Annotated in this window: 13 protein-coding genes; 3 read left to right on the top strand and 10 right to left on the bottom strand. The window is 62.9% G+C overall.

Annotated elements, in window-relative coordinates:
* Window positions 1-543 (top strand): ISAs1 family transposase (locus tag H163_RS0111010; RefSeq protein ID WP_019964638.1); only part of this gene is annotated, 543 nt, incomplete at its 5' end.
* A 64-nt stretch (window positions 544-607) separates the two neighbouring features.
* Here the strand turns inward: H163_RS0111010 and H163_RS22695 are convergent.
* Window positions 608-2,869, bottom strand: coding sequence for a ComEC/Rec2 family competence protein (locus H163_RS22695; RefSeq protein WP_019964639.1), 2,262 nt, complete (start codon window positions 2,867-2,869; stop codon window positions 608-610).
* Window positions 2,870-3,071: 202 nt separating this feature from the next.
* Between H163_RS22695 and gltX the strand changes: the two genes are divergently transcribed.
* Window positions 3,072-4,496: a glutamate--tRNA ligase gene (gene gltX, locus H163_RS0111020; protein ID WP_019964640.1), complete on the top strand. Its 1,425-nt coding sequence runs from the start codon at window positions 3,072-3,074 to the stop codon at window positions 4,494-4,496.
* A 240-nt stretch (window positions 4,497-4,736) separates the two neighbouring features.
* Complete coding sequence (gene gltA, locus H163_RS0111025; RefSeq protein WP_019964641.1) at window positions 4,737-6,029, top strand: citrate synthase; 1,293 nt, start codon at window positions 4,737-4,739, stop codon at window positions 6,027-6,029.
* A 128-nt stretch (window positions 6,030-6,157) separates the two neighbouring features.
* Here the strand turns inward: gltA and lpxB are convergent, their stop codons facing one another.
* From lpxB to H163_RS0111070, 9 genes are all read right to left on the bottom strand, one after another.
* Complete coding sequence (gene lpxB / locus H163_RS0111030) at window positions 6,158-7,360, bottom strand: lipid-A-disaccharide synthase (protein WP_019964642.1); 1,203 nt, start codon at window positions 7,358-7,360, stop codon at window positions 6,158-6,160.
* Window positions 7,357-8,247 (bottom strand): LpxI family protein, encoded by an 891-nt coding sequence (locus H163_RS0111035; protein WP_051105372.1) that lies wholly within the window; start codon window positions 8,245-8,247, stop codon window positions 7,357-7,359. The genes lpxB and H163_RS0111035 overlap by 4 nt, the downstream gene beginning before the upstream one ends.
* Window position 8,248: 1 nt before the next feature.
* Window positions 8,249-9,055: an acyl-ACP--UDP-N-acetylglucosamine O-acyltransferase gene (gene lpxA / locus H163_RS0111040; RefSeq protein ID WP_026355726.1), complete on the bottom strand. Its 807-nt coding sequence runs from the start codon at window positions 9,053-9,055 to the stop codon at window positions 8,249-8,251.
* A gap of 7 nt (window positions 9,056-9,062) precedes the next feature.
* Window positions 9,063-9,530 carry a 3-hydroxyacyl-ACP dehydratase FabZ gene (gene fabZ / locus H163_RS0111045; RefSeq protein WP_019964645.1) on the bottom strand — a complete coding sequence of 156 codons (468 nt, stop codon included), beginning with the start codon at window positions 9,528-9,530 and terminating at the stop codon, window positions 9,063-9,065.
* Between the two features lie 57 nt (window positions 9,531-9,587).
* Window positions 9,588-10,628, bottom strand: a complete 1,041-nt coding sequence (gene lpxD, locus H163_RS0111050; protein ID WP_019964646.1) for a UDP-3-O-(3-hydroxymyristoyl)glucosamine N-acyltransferase — start codon at window positions 10,626-10,628, stop codon at window positions 9,588-9,590.
* 85 nt (window positions 10,629-10,713) lie between these two features.
* Window positions 10,714-13,086: an outer membrane protein assembly factor BamA gene (gene bamA, locus H163_RS0111055; protein ID WP_019964647.1), complete on the bottom strand. Its 2,373-nt coding sequence runs from the start codon at window positions 13,084-13,086 to the stop codon at window positions 10,714-10,716.
* Between the two features lie 147 nt (window positions 13,087-13,233).
* On the bottom strand, window positions 13,234-14,382 hold the full coding sequence (gene rseP, locus H163_RS0111060; RefSeq protein WP_019964648.1) for an RIP metalloprotease RseP: 1,149 nt from the start codon (window positions 14,380-14,382) through the stop codon (window positions 13,234-13,236).
* A gap of 162 nt (window positions 14,383-14,544) precedes the next feature.
* Window positions 14,545-15,738: a 1-deoxy-D-xylulose-5-phosphate reductoisomerase gene (dxr, locus tag H163_RS0111065; protein ID WP_026355727.1), complete on the bottom strand. Its 1,194-nt coding sequence runs from the start codon at window positions 15,736-15,738 to the stop codon at window positions 14,545-14,547.
* 75 nt (window positions 15,739-15,813) lie between these two features.
* Window positions 15,814-16,626, bottom strand: coding sequence for a phosphatidate cytidylyltransferase (locus H163_RS0111070; RefSeq protein WP_019964650.1), 813 nt, complete (start codon window positions 16,624-16,626; stop codon window positions 15,814-15,816).
* Window positions 16,627-16,631 lie beyond the last annotated feature (5 nt).

The raw sequence follows: 16,631 nt of genomic DNA on the forward strand, positions 1-16,631 counted from the left end.
ATTCTGGCCACCGGCGGTGACTATGTTCTGGCCCTCAAGGACAACCAGCCCAGCCTCCTGAAGCAGGCCAAAGCCCTCATCGAGGATGGGGACCAGACCGGCAGCATCCTGCTCGCCCCGGAAACCGCCCATGACCGGACCGAGACGCGCCGGGCCAGCGTCGTGGCCGCCACAGGCCTCGATTTCCCCGGGCTGCAGGCCGTCGGCTCCGTCGAGACCGCCTGCCGTCATGCAGATGGCACCCAGACCAGTCATGTCCGCTTCTTCCTCCTGTCCAGGATCATGCCGCCAGACGCCCTCATCGAGACCGTCAGAACCCATTGGCACATCGAAAACAAACTGCACTGGGTCCTCGACGTCCACTTCTGCGAGGACGCCGCCAGAAACCGCAAGGACAACGGCCCCCAGAACATCGCCCTCCTGCGAAAAATCGCCCTCAACGTCATCCGATCCCATCCTGACAAGGCCTCAATCAGGCGGAAAATCAAAAAGGCTGGATGGGACGAGGACTTCCTCACATCGCTCATCAGCCATATGCGATAGCCCTGCCCTTGAGGGGGGAGAGGAGTTGGAGCCTGACTGACTGTCCGGGATAGACACCGCGCCCTCACGGCGCCCCGTGCCAGGGGCGGGTGCGGACGGGGCGGGCCCATTGCAGGTGCGTGATCACCACCCTGCCCTCCACCACTTCCAGCCAGAGGGCGAGTGCGCCTTTCTCCGTGCGCTCCGGCCCGCCGATGGCCAGCGCCTTTGCGCAAGAACGCGGAAGGGTGAAGCTGCTGATGACCATATCCGCAAGGCGGCAATCCTCCTCCAGCGCCTCCAGGCTGCGGCTGAGAGCCACGCGAAGTGGCGCCACCCCAGCCCCTTCTTCCGAAGGCAGCGGATAGGCCTCGACCACGCAGCCGGACGGATCACAGGCCATGTCGCGCGGCAGCAGGCGGCGGGCCTCGAAGGCCATCGGCGGCACCCCATCCCCCCTAAGCCAGGTTTCCGCAGCAAAGCCGACCTTCGAGGCAGTGACCCGCAAATCCCCTGAGACATCGCGCACCGCCACCAGCGCGCCCCTGTCCGCCACCATGATATCCGGCGGGCGGAAGAGCATCAGCGAGACAAGACCAATGCCGAGCGGCACCGCCGCAAGGGCCCGCCAGCGCCCGCTCGCCAGCAGCAGCATGAAGACAGAGGCCGTGAGAATCACCGCCGCAAGGGCTGGCATCTGTCCGGTCACCCCGTCTGTATCGCTGAGCGAGGCGGTGAAACTGGCTGAGGCGAGCATCAGGTCAATGCCCCAGGCCATCACCGCCAGAGGCAGATCCGCAAGGCCGAAAGGCAGCAGCAGGAAGGCCAGCACACCGGCCGGCATGACGATGAAGGAGACGGCAGGCATGGCCAGCAGATTGCCGAGCAGCCCATAGGGCGACACCCGGTCGAAGTGATAGGCCCCGATCACCCCCGTCGCCACACCGGCCACAAGCGACGTCACCGCCAGTCCGCCAGCCCATAACACAACAGATGAAAGAATGCGGCGGAAGGGCGAGAGGCTCGCCCGCCGTGCCGCATTCATCTTGGTGGCCGGACGGCGTGACCAGTCGTCATAGACCGCAACCAGACAAAGAACGGCGGCAAAGGACATCTGAAAGCCGGGGTCATAAAGGTCTTCCGGCGCCACGATCAGCAGCGCCAGCGCCACCAGCGACAGGCTGCGCAGGCTGAGGCCGCGCCGCCCGGTCAACAGCCCCAGAAACACCAGCGAAATCATCAGATAGGAGCGCTGCGTCGGCACACTGGCGCCTGACAGCAGCAGATAGGCGGTTGCCGTCACAAGGGCCACACAGGCGGCGATCTTGTGGATGGGCAGACGTAGCGCCAGCAACGGAAAGGCCGCCAGCAGCGCCAGCGCTGCCGCATAGACACCGCCCGCAAACAGCGCCATGTGCAGGCCGGAGATCGACAGCACATGCGCCAGCCCGGATTCTCTGAGATCCTCGACCGCTTCATCTGAAATGAGACTTCTGTCCCCGACAAGCAACGCAGCCGCCAGCGCCGCCCGGTCGCCCTCGCCAAGGGCGGCGCGAATGCCTTCGACAAGGCCCGCCCGCACAGCCTCGATCTGCCGGAGCGCCTTCAGCCGGAGCCCCGGCGGCGGCAGTTCTATTGTCTCCGGCGCACCCAGCACGAAGCCGGTGGCACCGATCCGGTCATAATAGGCGCGGAAGGCAAAGTCATAGCCGCCCGGACGCACCGGGCCGGAGGGCGGCACCATCCGGGCCCTCACCTTGATGGCATCGCCAATGGCAAGCTTCTGCGCCTGCCGCAGCACCAGCCGCACCCGCGCCGGCGGCTCGCCCCGGCGCGACCAGTGCGCCACATCAACCGTCACCTGCCGGGATGCGCCCGCTCCGGCGATGCCTGAAACGTGGCCGGAAATCTCTGCTGAAACCGGACCCTTCAGCACGGGCGCAGCAATGCTGACCGTGCGCATGGCCCCTGCCGCTGCCCCAGCCAGCGCCAAGGCCAGAACCAGCGCCACAGCATGAAGCCGCCCGCGCCAATGCGCCCACAGAGCAAAGGCAAGCGCCGCAAAGGCCAGCGCCATCAGCACCCAGCCGTTGGGCTCACGCGGGGCGGAAAAATAAAGCGCAATGCCACCGCAGAAGGCAAAGGCCTGCAGCACGGGGGCAAGATCACGCGGGACCTTGCGGCTGACCGCTGCAGCCGGTTTCAGCAGTCCGGCATCGGGCGCATGCGGCCGCTTGCGCCACAGGCGCTCACCATGACGGTAAAACCAGTCAGGAATGGAAAACGGGCGGCGCGGCGGCGGCGCCCTGTCATCTGTTGCAGAGCCTGTCAGCCCTGCATCGGCCATGGCCCTGCGGCCCCTGCTTCATACGCCAAACGCAAACCCGCCCCACACTGCCGGTGCGCCTCACCAGCCTTGCCCATACCCTTTGTCCATTCGCTGCACCCCGGACATTTGCCGGGCCGCGCGCCTGTGCTAAAGAGCCAGCAACCGGATTCCGGTTCTGACCGGCATCACCTCACTCTGACAGAGAAACAACATCCTGACCATGGCTGACCAGATCGTCACGCGCTTTGCGCCTTCCCCGACCGGCTACCTTCATATTGGCGGCGCCCGCACGGCTCTCTTCAACTGGCTCTTTGCCAAGCGCCACGGCGGCAAGATGCTGCTGCGCATCGAGGACACCGACCGCGCCCGTTCCACCAAGGAAGCCGTGGATGCGCTGCTCGACGGCCTGACCTGGCTCGGCCTCGACTGGGACGGCGAGCCCGTGTCCCAGTTCGGCCGCGTCAAGCGCCATCAGGAAGTGGTGGAAGAGATGCTGGCGCGCGGCACCGCCTACCGCTGCTATTGCTCGCCGCAGGAACTGGAAGAGATGCGCGAGAAGGCCCGCGCCGAAGGCCGCCCGCCGCGCTATGACGGCACCTGGCGCGACCGTGATGCTTCCGAAGCTCCTGCGGGTGTCGCCCCGGCCATCCGCCTGCGCGCGCCGCTCGAGGGCGAGACCATCGTTGATGATCAGGTGCAGGGCCGCATCACCTTCCCGAACAAGGATCTCGACGACCTCGTCCTGATGCGCTCGGACGGCGTGCCGACCTACATGCTGGCCGTGGTGGTGGACGACCATGACATGGGCGTGACCCACATCATCCGTGGCGACGACCATCTGACCAACGCCGCCCGCCAGACCCTGATCTATCAGGCCATGGGCTGGGACGTGCCCAGCATGTCGCACATCCCGCTGATTCATGGTCCGGATGGCGCCAAGCTTTCCAAGCGCCACGGCGCGCTGGGAGCGGAAGCCTACCGCGCCATGGGCTATCTGCCTGCCGCCATGCGCAACTATCTCGCCCGTCTCGGCTGGAGCCATGGCGACGACGAGATCATGTCCACCGAAGACATGATTTCCTGGTTCGGCCTTGAGTCCATTGGCCGTTCGCCGGCCCGCTTCGACTTCAAGAAGCTGGAGAACCTGAACGGCCACTACATGCGCGCCACCGCCGATGCGGACCTGCTGGTGCACTGGAAGGCCTGCATTGCCCATAACGAGGGCGGCGCCGCCATTCTCGACTGGATGGCCGCCCCCGGCAATGAAGCCAAGGTGCTGGCAGCCCTGCCTGGCCTCAAGGAGCGCGCCAAGACGCTGGTGGAACTCACCGAAAGCGCATCATACCTTTGGCGGGTGCGGCCAATTGACCTCGACGAGAAGGCCGGCACCATTCTTGACGCAGACGGCAAGTCGATCCTTGCCCGCCTCCTGCCGCTGCTGCAGGCTGACGGCACGTGGTCACTGGAAAGCACGGAAGCTGCCGTCAAGGCCTTCGCGGAAGCCGAAAACCTCAAGCTTGGCAAGGTGGCGCAGCCTCTGCGCGCTGCATTGACGGGCCGTGGCACCTCGCCCGGCATCTATGATGTGCTGGTGGTTCTGGGCAAGGACGAATCCCTTGGCCGCATTGCCGATCAGGCTGCTTGACGCCTGATCGGACAGGTATTTTCAGAATAACGTTCAGCGTTATTTATTGGAACCAGGCCCATGGCGCAGACGTTTTCGCGCCATGGGCAGTGCAGCATGCAGCTTGCAGCCCCTGCTCAAATGGGATACGCAATCCGGGGCTATTTCAACCGCCGTGCAAGCATCAGGCAGATCAGTCAAGGTCTGCGGCGCTCCCAACGCCAGAATGCACCGGCAGTTCCAGACGAAGGGGTTACCTGAATGGGCGACACGAAAGCCAACCTGACCGTTGACGGCAAGGCCAGCGATTTCAAGATTCTCGATGGCTCCATCGGACCGTCGGTCGTGGACATCTCCACTCTCTACAAAGAGACGGGCATGTTCACCTACGATCCGGGCTTCACTTCGACCGCATCGTGCGAATCCAAGATTACCTACATCGATGGCGACGAAGGCGTGCTTCTGCACCGCGGTTACCCGATCGAGCAGCTGGCCGAGAAGGGTGACTTCCTCGAAGTCTGCTATCTGCTTCTCTACGGCGAACTGCCGACAGCCGCCCAGAAGAAAGACTTCGACTACCGCGTCACGCACCACACCATGGTGCATGAGCAGATGAGCCGCTTCTTCACCGGCTACCGCCGCGACGCTCACCCGATGGCCGTCATGGTCGGCACCGTGGGTGCCCTCTCCGCCTTCTATCACGACTCGACCGACATCACCGATCCGCACCAGCGCATGGTCGCTTCGCTGCGCATGATCGCCAAGATGCCGACGATCGCCGCAATGGCCTACAAGTACCACGTCGGCCAGCCCTTCGTTTACCCGAAGAACGACCTCGACTACGCCTCCAACTTCCTGCGCATGTGCTTTGCCGTGCCTTGCGAGGAGTACAAGGTCAACCCGGTCCTGTCCCGCGCCATGGACCGCATCTTCATCCTGCACGCCGACCACGAGCAGAACGCCTCGACCTCGACCGTGCGTCTTGCCGGTTCGTCGGGCGCCAACCCGTTCGCCTGCATCGCGGCCGGCATTGCCTGCCTCTGGGGCCCGGCACACGGCGGCGCCAACGAGGCTGCGCTCAACATGCTGATGGAAATCGGCTCGGTTGACCGCATCCCCGAATATATCGAGCGCGCCAAGGACAAGAACGATCCGTTCCGTCTGATGGGATTCGGCCACCGGGTCTACAAGAACTATGACCCGCGCGCCAAGATCATGCAGAAGACCATGTACGAAGTGCTGGAGGCCACCGGCCATGCAGATGACCCGCTGATGCAGGTTGCTCTGGAGCTGGAAAAGATCGCCCTCAACGATCCGTACTTCATCGAGAAGAAGCTCTACCCGAACGTCGACTTCTACTCGGGCATCACCCTGCGTGCGCTCGGCTTCCCGACCACCATGTTCACCGTGCTCTTCGCCCTCGCCCGCACCGTGGGCTGGATCGCACAGTGGAACGAGATGATCGAAGATCCGTCCCAGCGCATCGGCCGTCCGCGCCAGCTCTACACCGGCGCCCCGCAGCGTGACTACGTGCCGCTCGGCAACCGCAGCTGAGATCTTCTGATCTGACAGACACGAAAAGGGCGCCAGACGGCGCCCTTTTTGCTATGTGCATGCAGAACAGGAAAAGGCGGGCTTGAGCATTTTCAAGGCGTGATGCGTCAGCATCGAAAGCCTTGGTATTACGACTTGAGGAGATCCAGCACGATCCGGGCCGCGGCCTCGCTCTGGGAGCGGCCATCCGGCAGGCGCATCATGCCATCGAGCGCCGTGAAAGCGTCCACCTGCGTGCGCCGCTCGGGCGTATCGCTCAACAGCTTCGAGATGACGGGCACAAGGCGCTCCGGATTGACCTCCTCATCGAGGAACTCCGGCACCACATTGCGCTCCAGAATGATGTTGGGCAGCACCATGGAGGAGACGCTGGCAATCGGCATGATCTTGTGCAGCTGCTTCAGGCGCCGGTAGAACCAGTCGAGCCGGTAGCAGATCGCCATGGGCACACCGGAGGCCGCCAGTTCCAGCGATACGGTGCCGGAGGCTGCCAGCGCAGCATGCGCACGGCGGAAGGCTGCAAACTTTTCCGCTTCGCCCCGGATGATCTGCGGCGGCAACGGCCAGCCGGCAACCCGCTCCGTAATACGGTCCGCCAGATGCGGCACCGCCGGCAGCAGCACTTCCAGCCCCGGATGAAGCGGGGCAAGCTGCAACAGGATCTGGCCGAAATCATCCAGCAGTGCATCCACCTCGCTGCGGCGGCTGCCGGGCAGCAGCAGCAGCACGGGAGCGCCCTCGCCCACCGGCTTGCGCTCACCTGCAGCCGGACGCAGCAAGGCCGCCTTCTCGATCAGCGGATGACCGACGTAGAAGGTGGGCGGGCCGCCGAGACGCTTGTGGGCCGCCGGTTCAAACGGCAGCAGCGCCAGAAGACGGTCCACATAGACGCTCATCTTCTTCGCCCGGCCCGGACGCCAGGCCCAGACGGAGGGCGACACATAATCGACAATGGGAATATGCGGCGCGCGCTTGCGCACCCGTTTGGCGACATTATGCGTGAAATCCGGGCTGTCGATGATGATCAGCACATCCGGATTGGCGGCAATTGCCGCATCGACAGCCTGATAGACGCGCCGGACGATGGTGGGCAGGCGCTTCAAGACCGCCGTGAGCCCCATCACTGCAATGTCGGACAGCGGAAAGAGGCTCTCCAGCCCCTGATGCGCCATCCGCTCGCCGCCGACGCCCTCAAAGACAATTGCGCCGCCGTGCAGCTGCTTCAGCGAGGCCATGAGATTGGCGCCAAGAGAATCGCCGGATTCCTCGCCAGCCACCAGAAACACCTTCAGCGGACGCGCCGGATTGCCGGCCATCACCTCAGTGTTCATGCTGCATCGCTCCCGTTTCGCGTCAGGCCGAAGAGGAACAATCCGCCCGCTTTGGCGGCCGCTGCTGTCTCAGCCTCATCGGCCACCAGCGCATGGCCTGCTTCCACCGCTATGCCGGCAAGCCCTGCCGCCTTGGCAAGCTCGACCGTGCGCGGGCCTATTGTCGGGAGATCCACGCGCAGATCCTGCCCGGGCTTGGCCGCCTTCACCAGAACGCCCGCTGCGCCCTTGGTCTTGACCCGGCCAATGCGCCGCAGCTCGGCGCAGCGCGCCAGCATCGCATCGGTGCCCTCGGCCCCTTCCAGCGCGATCACACGCCCGCCAATGGCGACAGCGGCCTGGCCAATATCCAGTTCACCCAGCCTTTGCACCGCCTTGTAGGCTAGTGCCATATCTGCGGCGGCATCCTCATCCGGTGTCTTTCCGGCGAGCAACCCGGCACGAGCCAGCAGCGCAGGGGCAACATCGCGCACGCCAACAGCCTTGAGGCCTTCGGCTTCAAAGATGCCGATCACACGGGTCAGAAGACTGTCATCGCCGCCAATCATCGCCTTGAGGATGGCAGGCAGGCGGCGCATGGTGCCCAGATCCCCCATGACGGAGGTAAAATCCGGCCTCTTGGTAATGCCGCCGATCAGCAGCACCCGGTCGCAGTGCGCCTGTTTGAGGCTCTTGAACAGCTGTCCGATCTGGCCCCAGCCCAGTTCGACATCGGCCTGGGCAGCAAGCTCCGGCTCGGCCTCGCCCTTGATGGCGACAAGATGCACGGGCTCGCCCCGGGCCTGCAGGTCGGCCAGAATAAGCCCAGGCAGACGCCCCCCGCCCGCGATGATGCCGAGGCATCCTGTGGAAGCCCCGGTCTTTCCGGCATCGCTGGCGGCAGTCATCTCAGGCATCGCCCGCAGGGCCACGCGGTGTGCAGAAGCGGCGCTCACCCTCGACGAGGATGAAATCCGTCACCTGCTTCACCAGCGGCTGGTCCGTCACGCTGTCTGCAATCTTCTGGGCGCGGTCACGCAGCGTGCCTTCCTCGCTCTCGAACAGCTCGCGGTAGGCTGCGCGCAGGGCATGGATCTGCTCACGCGGGAAGTTGCGCCGCTTCAGGCCGACGAGATTGAGACCGCCAAGCCGCGCCCTGTTGCCCGTGACCATGCCATAGGGAATGAGATCATTCTCAAGACCCGCCAGGCCACCGACAAAGGCGTGGTCGCCAATGCGGGTAAACTGGATCACGGCCGATCCGCCGCCGAAAATGACGTGGCTGCCCACTTCGACGTGGCCGGCAATCATCACATTGTTGGACAGCACGCAGCCGTCCCCCAGATGGCTGTCGTGGCCGACGTGAGAATTCGCAAGGAAAGCGCAACGGTTGCCGATGGTGGTCGTGGAGCCGCCCCCTTCCGTTCCGGCGTTCATCGTCACGCCTTCCCGGATGATGCAGTCCTCGCCCACGCTCAGCGTTGCGTGCTCGCCCTTGAACTTGAGATCCTGGGCCTGATGGCCGATGGACGCAAAGGGGAAGATGACCGTGCGCGCACCGATCCGGGTGGATCCGGCAACGGCCACATGCGACTTCAGCTCGACGCCATCGCCCAGCACCACATCCTTGCCCACGTGGCAGAAAGGCCCGATGCGAACCCCGTCACCGAGAGACGCACCGTCTTCAATGATTGCGGAGGGATGAATGTGGGACATGATTTCCTCAGGCGTCAACGATCATGGCGCTGATTTCAGCTTCAGCGACCTTAGCGCCATCCACCTTGGCAATCGCCTCAAATTTCCAGATGTTGAGACGGTTACGGATCTTCTTCACATGGAATTCGACCTGGTCACCCGGCATCACCGGCTTGCGGAACTTGGCCTTGTCGACAGTCATGAGATAGACGAGCTGCGGCGTGTCGCCGGTGCTCAGGGAGTTGACGCAGAGCGCCCCGGCCGTCTGCGCCATCGCCTCGATCAGCAGAACGCCCGGCATCACCGGATGAGCCGGAAAATGCCCCTGGAAATGCGGCTCGTTGATCGTGACATTCTTGATGCCGATGCAGGACTCGTCCCCGTTCATCTCGATGATCCTGTCGATCATGAGGAACGGGTAGCGGTGCGGCAGGAGCTCCATGACACGCATGATGTCAGCGGTGTTGAGCGTTGTCTTCTGTTCTTCCATATCCATCGCCCTCTTGCAGGGAAACTGTCGTTTGCTGCTGTTTATCGCAGTGTAAAGCGCCTGTCAGGCATCAGATCCGCGTTCTGCCAGTTTTTTCAGCGCCGTGATTTCACGGAACCACTGTTTCACCGGCTTGGCCGGCACGCCGCCGTAGCGCCCGCCTGCCGGAACCGCGTCATTGACGACGCTGACCGCAGCGATCTGTGCGCCCATGCCGATTTCCACGTGGCCGGCAACACCGGACTGTCCGCCAATGGCCACATAGTCGGCCAGGGTCGAGCTTCCGGAAAGTCCGACCTGCGAAACGATCACGCAGTGGCGGCCGACAACGACGTTGTGGCCAACCTGGACCTGATTGTCGATCTTGGTGCCTTCGCCAATCACGGTGTCACGGTTGGCGCCGCGGTCAATGGTCGTGTTTGCGCCAATTTCCACGTCATCCTGAATGATGACACGGCCAATCTGAGGCACCTTCAGATGCCCGCCAAGACCCATGGCATAACCGAAACCATCCTGTCCGACACAGACGCCCGGATGAAGAATGACCCGGTTGCCAAGCAGGGCGTGCTGCAGCACGGCATTGGCGCCGATCCGGCACTCCCGGCCGACACGCACATTGCAACCGATGACGGCATTGGGGCCAATATGGGAGCCCGCACCAACTTCGGCGCCTTCTCCGATGACGGCACCCGGCTCGATGACGGCGCCCTCTTCAATGACGGCAGCCGGATGCACGGTTGCCCGCTCCGAAATCCGTGTCTCGCCGTAAAAGGGCTCCGGCTTCATGGCCGCAGGAAACAGGCCCGCCAGCACAAGCGCCCAAGCTCTGTACGGATCCTTGCAGACGATGACAGCCACTTCTTCCGGCACTTTGGCCACATGCTTCTGTGCAACGATGCAGGCACTTGCCCGGGTGCTGCCGAGCTGGGCGAGGTACTTCACATTATCGAAGAAAACCAGCGCACCTGGCTCCGCATCCTCCAGCGGCGCCACCTTGCTGATCAGAAGAGCCGGGTCACCGCGCTGAAGCTCGCCGCCGGACAGGGCCACAATCCGCTCAAGCGGCAGCTCTGCCATGGGCGGGAAGAAGATGGGATCGGACATGAACTGTCTCCCGCAAGATGTTCTGACTACAAAAGAAAACGGCCGCCGTTTGATGCGGCGGCCGTTGAATTTCTGCTTCTCCGGCTTAGAACCGGGTGCCACCGCCGAGACGGAAGACCTGGGTCTTGTCGCCGGTTTCCTTGACCACAGGCACGGCGAAGTCCATGCGCAGCGGACCAAAGGGCGACTGCCAGCGGATACCTGCACCCACCGAAGCGCGGACCTTGAAGCTGTTGCTGTTCACACCGTTGGTGCCCACAGCCTTGATCAGCTTGTCGTCGGCATCCCAGAGGGAACCTGCATCCGCGAAGACCGCACCGCTCAGACCGAATTCTTCCGGAATGACCGGGAACGGGAAGGTCGCTTCCACGGTACCAGCCACGTAGAACCGGCCACCGAGAGCGTCACCCGTCCTGCTGTCACGCGGGCCAATACCCTGGCTCTGGAAACCGCGAACAAGTTCGCCACCCATCATGAACTGATCGGAGATGCGCAGACGCTTGCTGCCAAAGCCCTGAATATGACCGGCACGCAGCGTGACGTTACCGACGATCCCGGCATCCGGGAAGATCTCGTGGTAAGCACGGCCTTCCACAGTCGAGCGCATGAACTGTGTGTCACCGCCGATACCTGCAAATTCCTGCTGGAACTTGCCGTAAAGACCGCTCGACGGGTTCACGTTGTTGTCGAGCGTGTTGTAAATCAGCGCGTAACCAGCCAGAGACGTCAGGTAAGTTCCCAGAGCGTCACAGACAGCCGGAGACAGATTGGCGTTCCGCGAACAGGTTGCCAAGTTGGTGGCAAGGTTCTTCGGATCCTTAATCTTCGTCTCATAGATGTTGTAGAACAGCTTCAGAGACAGCTCGTCTTCACGAAGCGGCAGAGTGAAGCCGAAACCACCACCGGTGACTTCTTCATCATAGCTGCGGTAATCGTTGTTCTTCGAGACACGGCGATAGGCCTCGAGATCCAGCGCGATACGGCGGCCCAGGAAGAAAGGCTCCTGGAAAGCGAACTCGTAGGACTGGGTGCTCTCACCACCACCAACGCCGAGCTTCACATACTGACCGCGGCCAAGGAAGTTCTTTTCGCTGATGGAGACATCGCCGATGACGCCGTCGGTGGTCGAGTAACCGACGCCGAAGGACACTTCACCCGTGGCCTGTTCTTCCACGTCCACGTTGATGACAACGCGATCGGGCGAGCTGCCGCGTTCAGTGGTGATGCGCACTTCCTTGAAGAACCCGAGGTTCTTCAGACGGCGCTCGGCCTTGTCCATGAGAACGCGGTTGAAGGCATCACCTTCCGCCAGATCGAACTCGCGGCGGATGACATATTCGCGCGTCCGGTCGTTGCCACGGATGTTGATCCGCTCGACATAGGCGCGCGGGCCTTCTTCGATGTTGTAGACGAGATCAATCGTCTTGGTCTCGTAATTACGCAGGGCGCGCGGACGCACCTCGGCAAAGGCGTAGCCTTCCTTGGAGACCTGCAGCGTCAGATCTTCGAGCGACTGCTCAACCCGCTTGGAGTTGTAGGTGTCGCCAGCGCTGGTCCGGACGTAGGACTTCAGGCTCTCCGGATCGATGGACGACAGGGAGCTCTGAACTTCAACGCTGCCGATCTCGTACTTCTCGCCCTCGTCCACCGTGAAGGTGACGTAGAAGACGTTCTGTTCGCGATCGAGGTCAGCACTGGCCGAGATGATGCGGAAGTCGGCATAGCCGTGCTGATAGTAATACTGACGCAGCAGCTCCTGATCGGCCGCCAGACGGTCCGGATCATAGGTATCGGAGCTGCGCAGCCAGCTCAGCAGCCCGCTTTCACGGGTGCGGATGACATCGCGCAGGCGGCGGTCGCCGAAGTTCTTGTTACCGACGAAGCTGATGCGCTCGACACCGGTCTTCTCGCCTTCGTTGATCTCGAACACCAGATCGACGCGGCCATTGCCGCGGTCGATGGTCTTGGGATCAACCGAAGCGCGGTAACGGCCCGAGCGGCGGTAAGCTTCCAGAATGTTCTGGACGTCGCTCTGCACCTTGCTGCGGCTCAGCATCGAGCGCTCAGTGGTGCGAACCACACCCTTGAGGGTCTCGGGGCTCAGGCGCTTGTTGCCCTCGAAGGACACGCGGGAGATGACCGGATTTTCCACAACATTGACGACCAAGGCGCCGCCCTGCTGCGTGATGCGGACATCTTCAAACAGCCCCGTCGCAAAAAGCGCCTTGAGCGATTCGTCGATATCGGCCGCAGAATACTGCTGCCCCCGCTTGATGGTCATGTAGCTCGCGACGGTTTCAGCCTCGATGCGCGTGTTGCCACGCACGACGATGGAACCCGCAACGGCTGCCTCCGCAGTGGATACAAACGACCCGAACGGGTCAGGCAGCACCCCGCCGGTGACAAGGAGCGGCGCCGACAAAATCACGGCGCGGGAGATTTTCCGCAGTCGCTGCATATTCGAGCTATGCCTTTTTCACAAAACTGACCCCGAAGGATCATAGTCAGATTCTCAGCATCCGGCCTTGGTTTTACATCCTTTTGCCGAATACGCAACCGCACGATTCACACGAAACAGATTTCATTTGAATGCGTTGCGGGCATGTCACGCAGGCAGCCAGCGGCTGACAAGGCGTGACAGGTCATTCCAGGTCGCAAAAACCATGAGCATCAGCACCAGCGTGAGGCCGATACGGAAGCCGAATTCCTGCGCTTTCTCACTGAGCGGCCGCCCTCTGACAGCTTCCGCAGCATAATAAACCAGATGTCCTCCATCCAGCATCGGCACCGGCATCAGATTGAGCAGGCCAATGCTGACCGACAGGACTGCAGCAAGCTGCAGCAGCGGTATGAAGCCAAGCGTCGCCACCTGTCCGGCCACTTCCGCAATGCGGATCGGCCCCCCAAGCTGGTCGGCCGGCTCGCTTCCGCGCACCACCTTGCCGATGTACTCCACGGTCCGCACCATAACGAACCATGTTTCGTTAACACCCTCTTTCACTGCCTCGAAAGGACCATAGGTTTTCTGAATTCTGTCACCTTCCTGTACCGTTCGTGACACACCCAGAAGACCGATGCGCTGCACATTGCCGAAATCGTCCTTCAGCTCGCGCAGCTGCGGCGTCACGGTCAGGTCCGTCAATTGCCCCTGGCGCTCGATCTCCAGCTGCAGCGGCACACCGGCGCTGACGCTGACGATGCGCTGCAACTCGGCAAAGGTCTCGATCGGAGTGCCGTTGACCGCAGTGATCAGATCGCCGGGCTGAAGCCCGGCCTCGGCAGCTGCACTCTCCGGCTGGACTTCACCGACCAGAGGCGTCGAGACGACGCGGCCAAAAGCGCCGAAAATGAAGGCAAAGATGACGATGGCGAGAATGAAATTGGCGACCGGGCCAGCGGCAACCACGGCTGCGCGCTGCCAGACGGGCTTGGCAACGAAGGCCCCCGCACGCTGCGCTGCACTCATGGCCGCCACCTTTTCATGGTCAGGCACACTGGCGGCATTCTCGTCGCCGGAAAACTTCACATAGCCGCCCAGCGGAATGAGGCAGAGCTTCCAGCGTGTGCCCTTGCGGTCATTGAAGCCAACCAGCTCACGGCCGAAACCGATGGAGAAGGCCTCAACGTCCACGCCACACCAGCGGGCCACAGCAAAATGGCCAAGCTCATGAAAGAAAACAACAACCGTCAGCACGAACAGGAAGGCTGGCAGGGTGAGCACCGGCTGTGACGACAGGGCTGCGAGAAGATCCATTCACCTATCCTGAACTTGCGCAACACGCGGGTAGCGGAGCGGTCATGTTTCGCCCCTTTCTCGCCCGGAACATAGCCATCCAGTCAAGGTGATGCCAGATGTATGGCGGAAATTAGTCGCAGGCGCCAAATGCGGCGGGGAAAACCTCCCTCCTGGCGGCGGTCAGGTCAATGCAAAGCGGTTCAGCAATTCGTGAGCCAAGGCCCGCGCCTGCATATCAAGCGCCAGGATGGAATCGATGTCTGCAGCCGGAGCCAGATCATGCCCGGCAGCAAGCCTGTCGAGCACCGCCCCCACCAGACCGGCAATGCCCGTAAAGCCGATCTGCCCGGACAGGAATGCGGCAACCGCAACTTCATCGGCAGCATTCAGTGCAGCCGGTGCGCAGCCCCCTGCCCGCATGGCATCCAGCGCGAGGCCGAGCGCCGGAAACCGCTTGATATCCGGAGCTTCAAAGGTCAGAGAACCGAGCTTAGCAAGGTCGAGCCGTGCCCCCGGCACCGGCATCCGGGAGGGATACGCAAGGCAATGGGCGATGGGTGTGCGCATGTCGGCCGGTCCCAGCTGCGCCAGCAGCGAGCCATCCGTGTATTGCACCATGCCATGGATGGCCGATTGCGGATGCACCAGAACCTCGATCTGATCGTGGCGCAGCGGGAAGAGATGCGAGGCCTCGATCACCTCCAGCCCCTTGTTCATCAAGGTAGCACTGTCGATGGTGATGCGGCTGCCCATGCTCCAGTTGGGATGTTTCAATGCCTGTTGAGGCGAAACATGCGCCATTTCGGAAAGGGAGAGCGTGCGGAACGGGCCGCCCGAAGCGGTGAGGATGATCTTTTCCACTTCCGCCAGATTGCGGCTCTCCAGCACCTGGAAGATGGCATTGTGCTCCGAATCGACCGGCAGCACCGTTGCCCCTGCCCGCCCTGCGGCGGCCATGAACAGGTCCCCGGCGCAGACGAGGCATTCCTTGTTGGCCAGCGCGATGGTCCGGCCCGCTTCAAGCGCTGCAAAGGTGGGGCGCAAGCCGGCAGCGCCGACAATGGCCGCCATCACCATGTCTGCGGGCCAAAGCGCCGCCTCGATGACCGCAGCTTCACCTGCGCCGCAGGCAATACCAGTTCCGGCAAGATACGCGGCCAGCTCTTCGCCTTTTGAAGGATTGGCCAGAGCGGCAAAACCGGCCCCGGTCTGACGGGCAAGTTCCGCAAGCCCGGCCGCATCCTGACCGGCCACAAGGGCCGCAATCTCGAAATGCTCCGGATAACGGGCAACCAGATCCAGCGTGCTGCGGCCGATGGAGCCCGTGGCCCCGAGAATGACCAGCCGAAGCGGCGCAGTCCGCCCTGCCAGCATTGCCTCAAGCCCTGCCGAAGCGTCCCGGCCCTTCTCTGCCTCACTCACCACAGCCAACCACCCAGGCTTTTGAACTTACTGAAAACCGATGCCGGACATCGGATCGGCAAGACTGCCGCCGAAAAGCAGTCCGCACAGAACGGCGAAGATGGCAGCCGCCACCAGTCCGTCGATCCGGTCCATGATACCGCCATGGCCGGGAATGAGACGCCCGGAATCCTTGACGCCAAAGCGCCGTTTGATCGCCGATTCCAGCAGGTCGCCCCCCTGCGATACAGCGGAAACCGCAAGACCGAAGGCAAACCAGGACAGCGTGCCGCCCTGCCCCAGAACCGCGACAACTCCCAGACCGCCAAGCGCGCCGAAGATCAGGCCACCGATGGCCCCGGACCAGGTCTTCTTCGGTGAAACGCGCGGCCAGAGCTTCGGACCACCCAGCTTGCGCCCGGTGAAATAGGCCGCGACATCGGTCACCCAGACCACAGCCAGCAAAAAGAAGATGTGCATCTCGCCTTCGCTGCCCCGGCGCACAAGCATCAGGGCCCCGAGAGCGAGACTGGAATAGAGAATGCCCTCAGCCGTCCAGAAACCGGTCTTCCCGGCCCGGGCCGACAAGATGCTGAGGCCCGCACCGGCGGCAAGTGCGGCAAGGGCCCACAGCTCAAGCCCTGCGTAGATCAGCCCCGCGACAGCCAGAAGCGTTGCAAAGCCGGCCAGTGCAGGCAGGCCGGCAGGCCGCGCACCGACGATCGCCAGCCATTCCTTCAGGAACAGCGCGCAGCCAAGCAGCGCCAGCGCGAAGAATGCCTCGCCGCCCCGCCAGGCGATGAGAAGCACGAGCGGCCCCAGAATCAGCGCGGAAATGAACCGCAGCTTCAGATCGGCCATCGGTC

It is taken from the genome of Pannonibacter phragmitetus DSM 14782 (assembly GCF_000382365.1).
Classification (GTDB): domain Bacteria; phylum Pseudomonadota; class Alphaproteobacteria; order Rhizobiales; family Stappiaceae; genus Pannonibacter; species Pannonibacter phragmitetus.

Excerpts from the sequence above, each read along its gene's own strand:
- H163_RS22695 (WP_019964639.1), bottom strand. The coding sequence starts at position 2,869 with ATGGCCGATGCAGGGCTGACAGGCTCTGCAACAGATGACAGGGCGCCG.
- gltX (WP_019964640.1), top strand. The coding sequence starts at position 3,072 with ATGGCTGACCAGATCGTCACGCGCTTTGCGCCTTCCCCGACCGGCTAC.
- gltA (WP_019964641.1), top strand. The coding sequence starts at position 4,737 with ATGGGCGACACGAAAGCCAACCTGACCGTTGACGGCAAGGCCAGCGAT.
- lpxB (WP_019964642.1), bottom strand. The coding sequence starts at position 7,360 with ATGAACACTGAGGTGATGGCCGGCAATCCGGCGCGTCCGCTGAAGGTG.
- H163_RS0111035 (WP_051105372.1), bottom strand. The coding sequence starts at position 8,247 with ATGACTGCCGCCAGCGATGCCGGAAAGACCGGGGCTTCCACAGGATGC.
- lpxA (WP_026355726.1), bottom strand. The coding sequence starts at position 9,055 with ATGTCCCACATTCATCCCTCCGCAATCATTGAAGACGGTGCGTCTCTC.
- fabZ (WP_019964645.1), bottom strand. The coding sequence starts at position 9,530 with ATGGATATGGAAGAACAGAAGACAACGCTCAACACCGCTGACATCATG.
- lpxD (WP_019964646.1), bottom strand. The coding sequence starts at position 10,628 with ATGTCCGATCCCATCTTCTTCCCGCCCATGGCAGAGCTGCCGCTTGAG.
- bamA (WP_019964647.1), bottom strand. The coding sequence starts at position 13,086 with ATGCAGCGACTGCGGAAAATCTCCCGCGCCGTGATTTTGTCGGCGCCG.
- rseP (WP_019964648.1), bottom strand. The coding sequence starts at position 14,382 with ATGGATCTTCTCGCAGCCCTGTCGTCACAGCCGGTGCTCACCCTGCCA.
- dxr (WP_026355727.1), bottom strand. The coding sequence starts at position 15,738 with ATGCTGGCAGGGCGGACTGCGCCGCTTCGGCTGGTCATTCTCGGGGCC.
- H163_RS0111070 (WP_019964650.1), bottom strand. The coding sequence starts at position 16,626 with ATGGCCGATCTGAAGCTGCGGTTCATTTCCGCGCTGATTCTGGGGCCG.